Raw genomic sequence first — 14,743 nt, 5'->3', positions numbered from 1 at the left:
ATCCAAACTTAAACAAGATTTCCCAAAAGCAGAACCAACTCAAAAACGCGATTTCTACTTAACAGCCTCCCAGATTCCAACCTTCATATCAACAGGAGATTTAATATGAAGATTAATCCAGCAGGACTTGTTGACGTTACAAATCAGGTGGCGATCATCACTGGCGGTGGTCGAGGTTTGGGTCAAGCATATGCCATTGCTCTGGCTGCAGCTGGGGCGTCAGTGGCTGTGATCGCGCGCTCTGCGGATCAGCTTGAGGAGACCGTATCATATATTACAAAAGCTGGTGGCAGAGCGATCGCACTGACGGTGGATGTGACTGATCAAGCAGCAGTAGAGCAGGTTGTAAGCCAAATCGAAGAGCAACTCGGACCTGTTGATTTGCTGATCAATAATGCAGGCGTTTTGTCCCCACTAGGACCAGTCTGGGAGATTGATCCTCAAGAGTGGTGGCGAAATATGGAAGTGAATTTACACGGACCATTGCTGTGCACAAGATATGTTTTGCCGAGCATGATCGCCCAAAGACGAGGGAGGATCATTAATATAGCAAGTGAAGCTGCCTTAGTAGGTTGCGCTTATCTCTCGCCTTATGTGGTCAGCAAAACCGCCTTAATCCGGTTTAGTGAAAACTTGGCTCTTGAGACAAAACAGTATGGGGTGAGTGTGTTTGCTATCTGCCCTGGGGCGGTTCGGACTCAGATGATAGACGTGGCGTTCTCGGCCGAAGGACAGAAGTGGATTCCCTGGTCTAGTAAAATATTTGAAAAAGGTCTAGATGTACCGCCGGAGTTAGCGGTGGATCTTGTTCTGCGATTGGCATCTGGTAAGTATGACGAGTTGTCCGGGCAATACATGCAGGTCAGCGACGACCTGAATGAGAGGCAAAAATGGAGTCGGGAACTCAGAGAAAAAAGCTTGTATGCACTCAGATTGAACCGATTGCAGAGCGTTCCTGAAGTTGATATGAGCAGAATTTCTGCAATCCTGCAACTTGCTGTTGAACATCATCGAGCCAATCGCTTAACCCAGGCTGAGGAAAGTTACCATCAGGTGCTGGGAGAACACCCCAACCACCCGGAGGCATTATACGGGTTAGGTATGCTAGCGCAGCAAAGCGGTCACCTCCAGTCGGCGGAACAGTTTCTGAGTGCTGCTGTTGGTGTGCAGCCAGATTCTGTCAAGAGTTGGTTCAGTTTAGGGAATTTGCGTTTAGCTCAAGAGCAATTTCCAGACGCAGCGATCGCTTACCGTCAAGCTCTTGCCCTACGACCAAACTCACTAGCAATTTACAACAACTTGGGCTACGCTCTGCAACAACAAGAACTGTTTGAGGAAGCAATTAACTGCTATCAAAAAGCCCTAGAGTTAAAGCCGGACTTTACAGAAGCAGAAGCAAATTTAGGCAATGCACTTCACGCCCAAGGCAAGCTCTCAACCGAAAAACAACTCTACTATGCACAATTAAATCACGAATTGGGTATTGTCCGGAAAAAAGCAGGCGATTTAAAAACTGCTGTTGCTTATTACAAGCAGGCGATCATCCTACAACCCAATTTAGTTGAAGCTCATTTCAATTTGGGGGTTGTGCTGCATGAACTTGGGGAGTTAGAAGAGGCGATCGCCTGCTATCAAAAAGTTCTGGAACTCAATCCCAACTACCCGGAAGTTTATCAAAACTTAGGCAAAGTTTATCAACAAAAAAACCAGTTACAGGAGGCAGCTGCTGCTTACCGACAATGGTTAAAGCTGATTAATCCCCACTACGCCAAAGCTGTAGAAGCTTATCAGGATACTGAAACGACTCCGGAAAGTTCAGTTACACCACCGATTCCCCAAACAGAGGTCACTGTCGGAGCTTATCAGTTTCCAGCGATTCCACCCGTTTGTGACAGTGAGAAACCGCGACCTTTTTGGAGTGTGGTTATTCCAGTATATAACCGCACTGACTATCTTCTCGAATGTCTCGCTAGCGTACTAGCACAATGGCCAGGAGAAGAGGAGATGGAAATTCTGGTTATGGAGAATGCTAGTCAGACACCTCTGTTTGAAATGGTAAACAGTATCGGCAAAGGAGTCGTGCGCTACTACCGCAATCCAGAGAATATTGGCGCCATCAAAAATATGAACGCAGGTATTGCTCTGGCTCGCGGTCAGTGGATTCATGTTATTCCCGACGATGACTATGTCCTCCCTGGTTTTTATTCCCAGTTAAAGCAGAGTCTAGAAGGGTGTTCAGAGTCTATTGGAGCAGCTTTTACAGGTTATGAAAATATTAATGACAAAGAAAAAGTGATTCGCTTCCAGCAAGTGTGTGGAGAATATAAAGGCGTAACTCAAGATTGGCTGTGGAAAATTGGAGTGGCTAATCCATTAAATATGTCGGCAGTTGTGATTCGTCGGTTAGCTCATGAACGGCTAGGAGGCTATCTTCCTGAGTTGAGCTTCACTTCTGACTGGGAACTTTATAAACGCATTGCTACTTCTTATGATTGGTGGTGTGAGCCTAGTATTTTGGCGCGTTTCCGTGAGCATTCTAACAGTATAACTAGCGATCTTTTATTATCTGGGACTCAGATTATATCCATCCGCCGTGCGATCGACATCTCGGAAAGTTATCTGCCATCTGAACTGTGTACCGAGATTACGGCAAAATCCCGTAGCCATTACTTTAACTATTGCCTGCAATCCACAATAATTCCACTGCAAGCTGGGAATGTAGCCCAAGCGTGGCAGATGCTTGAGGAAGTTCTCAAAATTGATCGCTCTTCTATTGCGATGGCTAAGTTATTTACCTGGCTAACCCAAGATAAAGTGTCTTTGCTGCGGGATGAGATTGCCCAAAGGTGTAATCTCACTCCCCCTAAATGACAGTGTGGCAAAAGTTTAAATGTGTTTATCACTAAAACAAACTTGATATCCCAACCATCACCAAGGCCCCAATTCCGGAAGTTAACATTTACGCTTAACTAAGATACGCTCACTGATTTTTCAATTGTGTTAAAAACGGTATGTCGTGAAGTTCTAAAGAGAAAAATAAACTCTTATGAACGAAAATATTGATGTTATTTTTGTTAAACAATGTTGATTCTTTTGAGCCATTCCGATATAGTATCAAAGTGAACAAAAAAGGCTAGAAAGAAAATAACTAAAGAAAAGTGAGCATGTTCTTGGAACAAAGTACCATGAGCATTTCTGCTTGATACTACATTCATAAAAAGCAAGTTATTTGACAAAAGTTTGCTTGTTTCTCTTGACTATAATTCTACAAGAATTATCAGGATAATCGGTGGTACTATTAAGAACTACAAACAACTTGTAGTCAGACGGAAAATCTAAACTAATAGCAAGATTATTGTCGGATGAAAAAGTTTTTCCAAGACATCTACCCAGAGTCAAAGTCAGATTAGTCAAAAGTTTAAATCAGGGTTGCATATAAATAACAAATCCAGCAGTTCCTCACAATCTGGTTATGATTCGATTTCTTGTGATAATTAGCAAGAAATAAGAATGTATAGATTTTCTAAAACTCACATCTACCAATCCAAAGGAGCAACATATGTCTGACAATGATCAGCAAGCTTTAAATGACAAAGCAGTACCTTTTTTCGCCCGCTATTTAGAAGGACAATTCTGTGAAGACTTGTCTGAAGAAGAAATGGAAACCGTTCATGGCGGTTTGACAGCAGTTTCTGCTCCTGCCAAAGATGAAATAGCCACCACTTTGAAATATCCATCTGATAATGAAGACGGTGGAGGATTCACTAAGAAGTATCCCTCAGATAAAGACGACGTGGGTGGTGGAGGATTCACTAAGAAGTATCCATCAGATAGTGATGAAGCTATGACGCAAAAATATCCATCAGATGGTGATGATCAAATAATTGCTATAGATACCGTAAAATAAAGCCTTGAGGCTGTCTTTGTATGTACCTACCGCGTGAGATTGTTTTATTAATCACTCATAGTGGTGATTTGTAACAATAGCATAGAGTTGAACAAGCCCTATGAAAAAAGGGGTGCAACCGTTCCACCTCGACACAGATCAATTTCTACTTGCTGTGCAACTCAAAGTTCAACTCAGCAATTCTGGGAGTTGATTATAGGCTGGAATATGGTAACAACTCTATCAGCACAAAGCAGGTGCAAGCTGTTTGGATGCGTCGCATTTGGCAACCTTATTTAGGTGAAGAATTGGCTCCAATACGGTTCAGTTAGTGGTGTTTAGTTTTGTTAAGATCCCCCAACCGACGCCAGGTGCGACAACGGGGGGAACCCCAACGCCAGATACCTCTGTCGGGAAACCCTCATCAAGTACTGGCTCACGCCACATCCCTCAACGCGCTTAACCCGCGCACGGTGAGACAGCGCTGCAGGAGGGTCTCCCTCCGTAGGCGACTGCGAACCCGAAGGGCAGTGGCTCCGCAACGCACTGGCTCCCCTTAAAAAGGGGGCTTAGTTCCCTCCTTTTTAAGGAGGGCTAGGGAGGATCAATCCTTAACTGAACCGTATTGGAATTGGCTCCACAGTTCAAAGCAGCCTGTGCTAAAGAGTCATTCGCGACTTTAGATGGCTTTTCTCAGATCTTGCACCATAATTCTCGTCCACCAAGAAATAAATTTCTTGGCTCAAAGTTCAAGTTCGTTAAAACGGACTCTTGTTAGTCTTTGAGTCCGTTTTAACGGACTTTGGCTATGCAGCCCTGAACTGAAGTTCAAGGCGTACTGACATGGTATTTCAAGAAGAAATTCCCAAACACAAAAGCGAGATTTGGGCTATCCGATTTATGAGGCGATCTGCCGCTATGCTGTAGCACTAGCCCCAAAAGGGGCGCTACGCAAACGCGATCGCAGACGCCCTGATCACAAAATCATAAAACCTTTTTTCAAGTTAATAAATAAGACTTTTTTAATCACGATTTAATATGACAGTTTTAATCATTACTCATAGCCAAGACAACGAAAGCATTCCTCTGGTGATGAACGCAATAAAAGCTCAAGGAGGAAAAGCATTTCGTTTTGACACAGACAGATTTCCCACAGAAGTTCAGCTAGATGCTTACCACACCAAAGAATGTGAAAAGCTGATTCTTACAAGTGACGAACAAAAGCTAGATTTGAGTGAGCTTTCTGCAGTTTGGTATCGGCGAATTGCCATTGGGTCAAGAATTCCTGGTAAGATGGACGCGCAATTGAGACAAGCTTCACTTCAAGAATCTCGCGTCACCATTCAGGGAATGATTGCTAGTATCAAAGGATTCCAGCTCGATCCCCTGCAAAATGTCCGTTTAGCCGAAAACAAGCAACTACAGTTGCAAGTCGCACGGGAACTTGGTTTAGATACCCCACGCACCTTGACAACAAACAATCCAGAGACAGTAAAGCAATTTGCTCTGGAGTGCGAGCAAGGAATGATTGCGAAAATGCTTTCTTCTTTCGCAATCTACGATGAGAAAGGCGAAGAACAGGTTGTTTTTACGAACCTAGTCAAAGATGAGGATTTAGAAAATCTTCAGGGACTGCGTTTCTGCCCAATGACGTTTCAAGAGAAACTGCCAAAGGCGCTAGAGTTGCGCACAACAATTGTCGGACAGCATATTTTCACTGCGGCTATCGACTCACAACGCAATCAAAAAGCTCAATACGACTGGCGACGACAAGGACTTGCTTTAATCAACGCTTGGGAGTCCTACAATTTGCCAGCAGATGTCCAGAAGAAACTTCTCGAACTGATGAGTTACTTCGGTTTAAATTATGGGGCAATTGATATTATCTTAACACCTGACGGACGCCACGTATTCCTGGAAATTAACCCTGTTGGGGAATTTTTCTGGCTAGAACGCTCTCCTGGCTTACCAATTTCGCAAGCAATTGCTGAAGTTCTTCTCACTTACCAGAAAGCACCCTCCGGGTTCGGGGGTAACTCACTTCGTACTCGCGGTAGCCAGAACCAAGCTACGGTGTAAGCATTGGGGAAAGGGGAAATTTTTCTTATTCTTTTCCCCTTACCGTTTACCCTTTTCCTACAACTGCTACGAAGTCTATTGTGAGCAAACGAGTCGCATCAATACGTTGTTACTCAGACCTTTTAATGCGATTAATTTCCCTTTGCAACTCTTCAATTTGTCGCTGCAAAGTTTCTACTTCTTGATTTTGGGGAGTCTGTGATTCTACATTGACTGCACCTGCAGCCGTTGCTCGCTGATAATTACCTTTCTTAATTTGCTGATATTCTTCTGAGGTTGCCCACTGGCGCAGGTAGTGTATCCGTTCTACAGCGAAAGGATGACCAAGCATTGTACCACCAGCGCCATTGTAAATCAAAAATTTGTATATTTGATTCAGTCCATCTGCATCGAGTGCTTGGTAGTCTTCTGACTGGCGGATAAATTCTTGCAAACTACATTCGTTCGCATATTTGATACTGCCTCCAGAGACTTTCATCATAGAAGTCATAACAGAGTTTAAGTCATCCGTCACTAACAATGCTGCACGATCTGCTGACAACTCAGCTTTACGTCGCCACTCATAAAAAGCGTAAATCAAACCTTGAGTGACAAAATTACCTATACCGAAGGTCAACTCCCCTATCGCAGAAGCAGCACTCATTGCCCACATCGCCATTTGAATTAGAATAGTATGACCACATTTAATATGCCCCAGCTCATGGGCTAGCACCGCCCTAATTTCGGCTTCGCTTAGCAAGTCCAATGTCCCTGTATTTATCACTATATAAGGATGCTCTTGCCCCAGCGCGTAGCTGTTTGCTTGGGGATTTTGCTCAACAAAGAGTGCTGGTTCTGGATAAATATCCAAATCCCGCACACATTCCCGAAAGATCTGGTAAACAGTGGAATATTGGCGTGGCCCGACTTGGATGGTGTTACCCATTAAATAGACTAACTGGGGGCGTTCGACAAAAAATTCCACAAATTTACGGGCGATAAAATCAAATCCTGGTAAATTACGCAAGGCTTGTTCTGCTTGGCGATCCAGAGGATGCCTGAAAGCTTCGCTGGAGATTCCTGTGTAAGTTGGCATAATTGGTGGGTATTTGGATACTAGTTAGTGGTTAATGGTTACCATAACAATCAGCAATGAACAACCAACAATTAACACATAACAATTCATTCCTGAAACTGACAACATAATAGTAATGGGGCTAAAAGCAACTCAAAAATCACTTTACTTTGTATGGGATTAAAAGCGTGTGATTGAAGCAGAAGTTCATTTGTCATTACATAACTTCCTGCGATCGCAGGCAGGTTTCCCTTCGTGGCCACATCATTTGACAATGGCACGGTTAGTGGCTCGCGCCTTGCGCCTAGGACGTAGCGCCCTTATTCAAGTCGGCGCAGCTTGCGGCTACCAGGGACGGTATCGCACCAGCTTTGTGGCTTCGGCATTAATGTGGCACGGTCCTGTGATTATTGTTGCCCCTGAAGATGTACAGCAACGACTGACGAAAGTAGAAATACCCCGCCTACAACAGTGGCTGCAAGTTAATAAAGCAATCAGAACAGGTGAGACTTGGCCTGGTGGTGAGTTCCAAGGAGTCTTTTTGATCTCTCCCTCGGCTTGGTTAAAAGCACAGCTGAGTAAAAAGAATAATTTTCCTAGTGGCATCCCCACAATTATTGATGGAGTTGACGATTTGGAAGATTGGGTACGTTCTGAACTTACTGTGAGCTTAGAAGCACTCTCTTGGGAGCAACTCATGCTTGCCCAGCCAGCCCAAGCTGAAGTTATTCGTTCTGCACGGGCGCAACTCATACACGAACTGTTTAAGCACCCTGCAAATCCCTACGAATGTTATCTGATTTCTCCAGCCCAAGAAGAGATTTTGCTCCGTCTTTATTCGGCTTTAGATATCTCTAGCCTACCGGATAGCTGGAAACAATTCTGGGAGCAATTTCAACACAGAAACGAAAATCTTCTTTCTCCCTCATCTTCTCCATCTCTACTTTGGGCAACTATTGCCCGTCGCCAAGGTTTATTTTCTTTGCACTGTGTGCCCATTGAATTAGGAAAAATACTATCACCCATTTGGCAGCGCCAGCCTGTGGTGTTTATTGGCAGTGCTGTAGAACCAGAAACTGAAGCCCCCTTATTTCGCCAGCGCTTCGGGTTGGAAGATGAGTTAACTTGCCTCAAGTTTTCCTCAGACAATCAAACAGAAGCGATTCAATTGTACATACCTTACCAGTTACCCTTACCCAACACGCCAGAGTTTCAGCCAGCGTTTCTTCATAAAGTTATGACGCTGGTTTGCTTAAGCGCGACAGCACCAGGATTGACAGTTGTGCTTGTGGGGGATGTACCGCTAAAAGCCCAAGTCGGGACAATTCTTGCCTCTGAGTTTGGTTCACGGGTACAGGTGGAAAAAACTTGTTTGGATGAAAATGGTATTTTGGTGAGTGGCTGGGAATTTTGGCGTGAGCATCAAAAGGTTTTGCCTGCTCCCCAGCTTCTGGCGATCGCTACTTTACCCTTGCCATCTCTAGAAAACCCGTTAGTGGCAGGTCGAGTGGCGCACTACAAGGGGTTGCATCAAGATTGGTTTCGTTTGTACTTGTTGCCAATTGCTATGAATGAATTGCAACGGGCGATCGCCCCATTGCGCGAAAGTAAAGGGATCGTTGCTTTGCTAGATAGTCGCGTGATTATCCGTAGTTATGGTGCTCAAGTTTTAAGTGCTCTGAGTCCTCTGGCACGCATTAACTACCTTGATCCCAATCTGTTTTCCTCTGTCACAGAGCAAGATTGAGCTTAAGTCCTCTAAATTATTCAGTATTTTTTAGCTCTTGCTTCAAGCAAGCGCTATTATCAGCAGTATTCAGGGATTAATTTTTAAATTATGGGTGAAGCAAAGCGTCGTAAAACTACAATGGGAGAAAAATACGGTCAAGATACAACCAGAATCTTGCCGTGGGTTCCGATCTCCAAAACCCAAGCAGAAAAATTCGTCACATGGTCAACTCGATTTACCTGGATTGGTATTGGTGGTTTGGTCGCCGCTTGGGTGATAGTTCGTTTCATTGGTCCGGCTTTCGGTTGGTGGCAAGTTGTCTAAACCCAAGCTTGGATAACTTTCTAACAACGATTCAAAGTCTCAACACAACAGCTAGGAAAACCTGGCTGTGTTATTTTTTTCTTTGTGAATTTATTTACTAGAAATTAACTGACTATAATATATGCAGTATACTGAGAACAGTTATGAAAGTAAATTCTATGTAAAAAACCTATTCCTATTAACATATCTCAAATTTCAGGCATTGCATATACTTTTTAAAATGCTACTCGTTCTTCTCTGGAATGGCTCTTTTAAAGAGTATAAATAGTAACTCAAAAGATAGTCAAAAAAATATCTGCCGAAATGGCAACATGGTTATCTTGGGTTCAGTTATTGTCAGTGTTAAGTCAAAGGATTTAGGTTTTACACTAGGGATCGTGGCTCAGGGTATCTCCTTTTACAGATAGTCACCCTCGGCGTTAGCGGTTTCCTAGGGAGCTTGATACGCGACTTACCATAAAGGAACAGGTGTCGCTATCTCATCTAAAGACGCTGCTTTGAACAACCGGGCAAACTACGCCACTTGCTACAACGGGACGGCAGGAACTCCACTTGGGGAGCTAGCCCTGTGCCTAAAGCAGCGCCTTGCAGAGCCAGTCCTACAGCACTGGTCTGACAGCAACGCAGTGGCTCCTCAAGTCGCAAGTGCTTATCCGCAAGACATAGTTTGGAGAGGCAGTTTCAGGCGCTCAACAACTCTTGACAGCGCACTGCTGACAGCAATATAGTGGTTGCTCTATCGTATTCCCGACTACTAGATACTTTTTCCAAGCGAGAATCAAAAAATAGCTACGAGCATCTACCAGTTTCATCAGATTCTATGGATAAGTTGCTACCAATAGCTTCAAATTTTACATTCCTTAACGACTGTACAGACGTTTAACAAGATAATCACCTCTTAAAACAGACTGAGAAGACGTATGTCTGCCTTGTTGGGACAAAGGGTAACTAGCATAGCTAAAAATAGCGGATAAAAGTACAAGAGGGGCATTTGATCAACTTGACTTGTACCAAATATGAGTTAATCTTATAGCGGAATTGTTTTCACTTACCATCTACTTTGACGAGAATCTATAAAAACAAGACAAGGTTAGCAATTCCATCCGATATTTGAGATCTACAAACTGAATACTTTGATACGGCACACGAAATTTACATCGACTACCCTAAGCTAGGTAGCCAATTCATAAATATATATCTGTGAATTGTAATGGATAGTTTACAATACCAATTGGTGCAGGAATCTAAAGAAAATATAAATGTTACAAATAACTGTGGTGTTTGGAGGGAAAAATGTTTTTGAGACTAGCACAACAACATCGGCAATTCGTCCAAGACTTAGTGATGAACTTGCAAGCTTTAGCAATTGTCTTAGAGAGGCGTGGATATCCTGCGTCCTGCTACACCTGTGGTGACCAGATGAATAGTGCTTCATTTATGGTTAGCCTGGGAGAAAACCATCTAATTCGGTTTTTAGTCTCTGATTATGGGATCACTTGGACAGAAATGCGGGATGACCGCGAATTAATGAAGTTAGAAGGTGCAGAGGCTGTTAACCAGTTACAGGAACTTGCCAATATAGTCAAGCATCCTGTACCAACCAGCGTAGGTAATAAACTTTTAGCTAAGCGGTGTTAGACAGTAAAAAGTTAAGAGTTGAGAGTTAAAAGTTAACAGTTAAAAAATCGTAACAGTGGCTAATAACTCGTAACTCATAACTTTCATACGTTATCTTAGAGCTTCATTGACATTGCTGCCACTGTTTTTGTGACATTAAGGCGTTATATGTATTGAGTATTGTAAAAATTAATTGCCATACTTAATGATTGCCCGCAGCCTATGAATGTCAGTCAGCAAGCCATCTCAAACAATGACAAATCGTTTGGGATAAGAACGAGTCGTCCCCAATAGTAGGAGTGACTAAGGCTGTCAACCCCTAAGCCCTGCGGACAAGCTGCGCGTTAGCCTCCGGCGTGCGCTCTGCCGATACGCTTAATTCACGGTATTGTTGCACGACCAGGACACCAGATACTCCTGTTGGGGGGATCCCAAGACCCCACTGGCTCATGAATCCAGGAGCTTGAATAATTAGCTTGTGCATTTTTCCGTGTCCATGAATCAATACATTCAGATGTATCCTTTTATTTTTCGGTCACCCAAGCTTTTATATTGATTGTGCGTAAATTTTGATTCTGTAAAAGCAATTTGTACTTATTGTAAACCTTGAGTTTTTTTGGTCAACTAGCCTAAGAGTAGTAAGTTATAAAAAGAACTTATAATAAACTGAGTCCTGTTATCATCTACAGCCCACAACGAAGCCATAACAGATAGAGCGCCAGTTTTTTAACATCTGATAACCAAAGCCTAAAATTTCCTCACCTAAAGAAATACCGGAGTCCAAAACCCACCAAGTTTGAGGTTTGATATAGAACTTTAAAGCTGAGTCCTCCGGACACGCACTCGCGTTCGGCTTCGCTCAGCTTTAACGTCGAGCGGAGTCGAGACGTTAAAGGAATCTGGAGCAGTCATGTCACTTAGCTTATGAAGAAATTGCACTATATGCGTGTAATTTTATATGCTATTCCAGATTTGGAAAATCTATCTTTGTCTCCAAAAAATTTGATATGTCAGAGGAAAAATCACAACAACCACAACTCCAATCAACTACTGCAATTGATACTCCAGCAAGCAGTTCCTTTGGAAATTGGTTTGAATATTCTATAAGAGTCTACCCGCATCATACAGACTATGCAGGTATTGTCTGGCACGGTTCCTACATAGCTTGGTTGGAAGAAGCACGAGTAGCATGCTTGCGAGCGATCGGTATCGAATATGCTGATTTAGTCGCTTTGGGCTGTGATTTACCAGTTGTAGAACTCTCGATCCGCTATCACCGTCCGCTTGCGTTGGGTGCAACAGCGGTTGTAAGAACGCGGATGGCTGAGGTGACTGGCGTCCGTATCAACTGGGACTATGCAATTGAATCACCAGATAAGCAAGAATTATACGTTACTGCTCAGGTGACTTTAGTGGCAGTAGATCGAGAAAGAGGTAAGATTATGCGTCAGTTACCTAGTACTGTTATGGATGCCCTGGTACGGCTTTCAGGATCAAAAAATAATTAACTCATCCGTTTGATTAAAGAACGGAAAAATCCGCTTTTAATAAAACGGTAGTCTGATTTCTAAAGCACCCGTGCTCTGTGCGTGCGGTTACGCTGAGTCCCAAGGGGACTCAGCGTCTCCAAAGAAGACATGAGAACGTGGTTGAACACAGCACAAAAAACTAATGACTAATAACGGGCAATATCCAAAAGTGATATTACCTAACCCTCAGGACTTGAGAGAACCCTTGAAGTAGCTGTATTATCTGATGCCAAATATCTTGAGGGCTAATTCCCAGACCAGCATGCAAAATAACAACAGTAGTAGCACTAATAAACGCAGTTCTCACTGTCGTTCTCACCACATTTCTTAATACTGTGTAGACAATCCAAGACACAATCAGGGTAGCAAACATAGATACACCTTTTTCAAATACAGTCTTACCAATGAAGGTATCAAAACAGAGAAAATTTCATGAGTGTAACCGTGACACACATAAAGTCTTTCTTCAGGAATTCAGTAGTGCTGAGCGTTAAGGAGCCACTGCCGTGCCGGCTCTGGCATCCATTGTCCCGCAGCGTGCACCCTACTTGCCCCACTTGGGGAGGACAGTGCCGGGGGTAGTCTCCGAGGTCTTGGGGGTCTCCCTCCGGAGCCACTTCTGTGCGGGGGTTCCCCCCGTTGAAGAATGTGGCGTCAGGCGACTGCCGAAAGGATCTCCCGACAGTCGCGCACCTGTCCGTTAAGTCCAGCCCCGTGCGAACCCGGAGCGAGGTTTTCCCTGTTGTCCCCAGTGGCATTTTTGAGTAAAACTCCACAACGATAGTCCGCAGTATCGGATCAACTTACTGCTCAAAGACTACAGATGTGAAAGCCTTAAATTAAGTATTCCGCAACCCCAGTTAGCACCAAAAAAGCAGCAATTGGCGTGGAACCTCCACAGACAAAAAGCTCATCATTCCCCAGTACTGTTTTGCTGAGAATGTTGAGTTTACTTGAGCTTTTGCTGTAGTTGTTCTGGGTTCACTATACAATAAAAAGTTTTAAAAATTAGTATGCCGGAAAACCTTCTTTAAAAAAAATATTAAGTTTTTATTCTTGGTACATATAGGTTTTTAGCCAAACATATACGGAAAACTTATGGAATAAAAATAATTTATCTTTTTTTGTATAATAAAATATCAATGAATAACTAAATAGCGAAACTCATAAGCAACAAAACAACTATATGTTTATATTCTTATACATTATTATAAGTAAAAATTACGAATAAAAAAGTAGCGTTCAGGAGTAAGCTGAACGCTGGACAGAAATATAATCAAAACCTATGGTTGTGAGTCGTTTTTTATCGCAAAGATATTATGCGCGAATGATTTTCCAACTGTTGAGTTGCTTTTAAAACTTCTTGTCTTGCCCATTTGTCTGCTGTCAAAATGTCATCTAAAGAAGGATTTGCACGATTGTCACGTTCGTGGCGATCGCACACCCATTCGATACACCGAGGAATATCTAAAAACTGAATTTTTTCTTCTAAAAACAAAGCCACAGCTTGCTCATTGGCTGCATTTAACACAGCAGGCATGGAACCACCAGCCCGACCTGCTGCATAAGCTAATTTCATGCAAGGATACTTTTGATGATCTGGTTCACAAAAGCTTAAACTGCCGATTTTGACTAAATCTAGGCGTTCCCAGTTGGTGTAGATGCGATCGGGCCAAGACAAAGCATACAGTAAAGGTAAGTGCATATCCGGCCAACCAAGTTGGGCGAGAACAGAGGTGTCTTGTAGTTCAATCAGCGAGTGAATAATACTTTGGGGATGAATGACAATCTCAATATTCTCGTAATCCAACCCAAACAGGAAATGAGCCTCAATCACTTCTAGACCTTTATTCATTAAAGTCGCAGAATCGACAGTAATTTTACGCCCCATTGACCAGTTAGGATGCTTGATAGCATCAGCAACTGTGACTTCTGCTAACTTCTCTACTGCCCAGTCACGAAAAGCACCACCAGATGCAGTTAATAAAATTCGTCGTAAACCTCCATCTGGAAGACCTTGTAAACATTGAAATATAGCAGAATGTTCCGAATCTGCTGGCAGTAATTTCACACCGTGTTTTTTAATCAGAGGTAAAACAACCGGACCTCCAGCAATTAAGGTTTCTTTGTTTGCCAAGGCGATATCTTTACCAGCTTCAATGGCTGCAATGGTAGGTAGCAACCCAGCACAACCAACAATACCCGTAACAACGGTTTGGGCATCTCCGTAACGAGCAACTTCAATAACTCCAGCATCACCAGCCATTAAAATCGGCTGGGGAGCAACGTCTTTGATTGCTTCTTTGAGTTCTGGCAACTTCTCTTGTGAGCAGATAGCTACTATACTTGGTCGAAATTGCCGAATCTGAGAAGCCAACAAATCTACATTGTTTCCAGCCGCTAAGCCCACAATCCGGAATTGATCGGGGTATTGAGCGACAATGTCTAAAGTCTGAGTACCGATAGAACCAGTAGAACCAAGAAGAGTTATTGCTTTCACAATTTTTTCAGGATTGACAGACAAC

At 43.2% G+C, this 14,743-nt stretch carries 11 protein-coding genes; 9 read left to right on the top strand and 2 right to left on the bottom strand.

Annotated elements, in window-relative coordinates; all coding sequences use genetic code 11:
* Positions 1-105 precede the first annotated feature (105 nt).
* The 4 genes from DP114_RS06835 (at position 106) to DP114_RS06825 (ending at position 5,965) form a co-directional block, all read left to right on the top strand.
* Positions 106-2,871, top strand: a complete 2,766-nt coding sequence (locus DP114_RS06835) for an SDR family NAD(P)-dependent oxidoreductase (RefSeq protein WP_171975753.1) — start codon at positions 106-108, stop codon at positions 2,869-2,871.
* A 688-nt stretch (positions 2,872-3,559) separates the two neighbouring features.
* Entirely contained in the window at positions 3,560-3,907 is a 348-nt protein-coding gene (locus DP114_RS06830) for a microviridin/marinostatin family tricyclic proteinase inhibitor (RefSeq protein ID WP_169265297.1), read from the top strand.
* 149 nt (positions 3,908-4,056) lie between these two features.
* Positions 4,057-4,218, top strand: a complete 162-nt coding sequence (locus DP114_RS36230; protein ID WP_339379321.1) for an MvdC/MvdD family ATP grasp protein — start codon at positions 4,057-4,059, stop codon at positions 4,216-4,218.
* A gap of 706 nt (positions 4,219-4,924) precedes the next feature.
* Positions 4,925-5,965 carry an MvdD family ATP-grasp ribosomal peptide maturase gene (locus tag DP114_RS06825; RefSeq protein WP_171975752.1) on the top strand — a complete coding sequence of 347 codons (1,041 nt, stop codon included), beginning with the start codon at positions 4,925-4,927 and terminating at the stop codon, positions 5,963-5,965.
* A gap of 109 nt (positions 5,966-6,074) precedes the next feature.
* Here DP114_RS06825 and DP114_RS06820 read toward each other — a convergent pair whose 3' ends face one another.
* The gene (locus tag DP114_RS06820; RefSeq protein WP_169263516.1) at positions 6,075-7,040 is read right to left on the bottom strand and encodes a M48 family metallopeptidase; all 966 of its coding nucleotides are present in this window, start codon (positions 7,038-7,040) and stop codon (positions 6,075-6,077) included.
* Positions 7,041-7,209: 169 nt separating this feature from the next.
* On the opposite strand from DP114_RS06820, the gene DP114_RS06815 reads away from it, so the two are divergent.
* From DP114_RS06815 to DP114_RS06795, 5 genes are all read left to right on the top strand, one after another.
* The gene (locus tag DP114_RS06815; RefSeq protein WP_171975751.1) at positions 7,210-8,766 is read left to right on the top strand and encodes an ATP-dependent DNA helicase; all 1,557 of its coding nucleotides are present in this window, start codon (positions 7,210-7,212) and stop codon (positions 8,764-8,766) included.
* 90 nt (positions 8,767-8,856) lie between these two features.
* Positions 8,857-9,072, top strand: a complete 216-nt coding sequence (locus DP114_RS06810; protein WP_169263514.1) for a DUF2839 domain-containing protein — start codon at positions 8,857-8,859, stop codon at positions 9,070-9,072.
* Between the two features lie 497 nt (positions 9,073-9,569).
* Positions 9,570-9,800: a hypothetical protein gene (locus DP114_RS06805; RefSeq protein ID WP_169263513.1), complete on the top strand. Its 231-nt coding sequence runs from the start codon at positions 9,570-9,572 to the stop codon at positions 9,798-9,800.
* Between the two features lie 565 nt (positions 9,801-10,365).
* Complete coding sequence (locus DP114_RS06800; protein ID WP_169158050.1) at positions 10,366-10,710, top strand: DUF1815 family protein; 345 nt, start codon at positions 10,366-10,368, stop codon at positions 10,708-10,710.
* A 986-nt stretch (positions 10,711-11,696) separates the two neighbouring features.
* Positions 11,697-12,197 carry an acyl-CoA thioesterase gene (locus tag DP114_RS06795; protein ID WP_169263511.1) on the top strand — a complete coding sequence of 167 codons (501 nt, stop codon included), beginning with the start codon at positions 11,697-11,699 and terminating at the stop codon, positions 12,195-12,197.
* 1,324 nt (positions 12,198-13,521) lie between these two features.
* Here DP114_RS06795 and dxr read toward each other — a convergent pair.
* Positions 13,522-14,718 carry a 1-deoxy-D-xylulose-5-phosphate reductoisomerase gene (dxr, locus tag DP114_RS06790; protein WP_169263510.1) on the bottom strand — a complete coding sequence of 399 codons (1,197 nt, stop codon included), beginning with the start codon at positions 14,716-14,718 and terminating at the stop codon, positions 13,522-13,524.
* Between the last annotated feature and the right edge of the window lie 25 nt (positions 14,719-14,743).

Origin of the sequence: Brasilonema sennae CENA114, from assembly GCF_006968745.1 — a bacterium.
Taxonomy (GTDB): Bacteria; Cyanobacteriota; Cyanobacteriia; order Cyanobacteriales; family Nostocaceae; genus Brasilonema; species Brasilonema sennae.
This window is presented reverse-complemented; position numbering and strand designations above follow the sequence as displayed.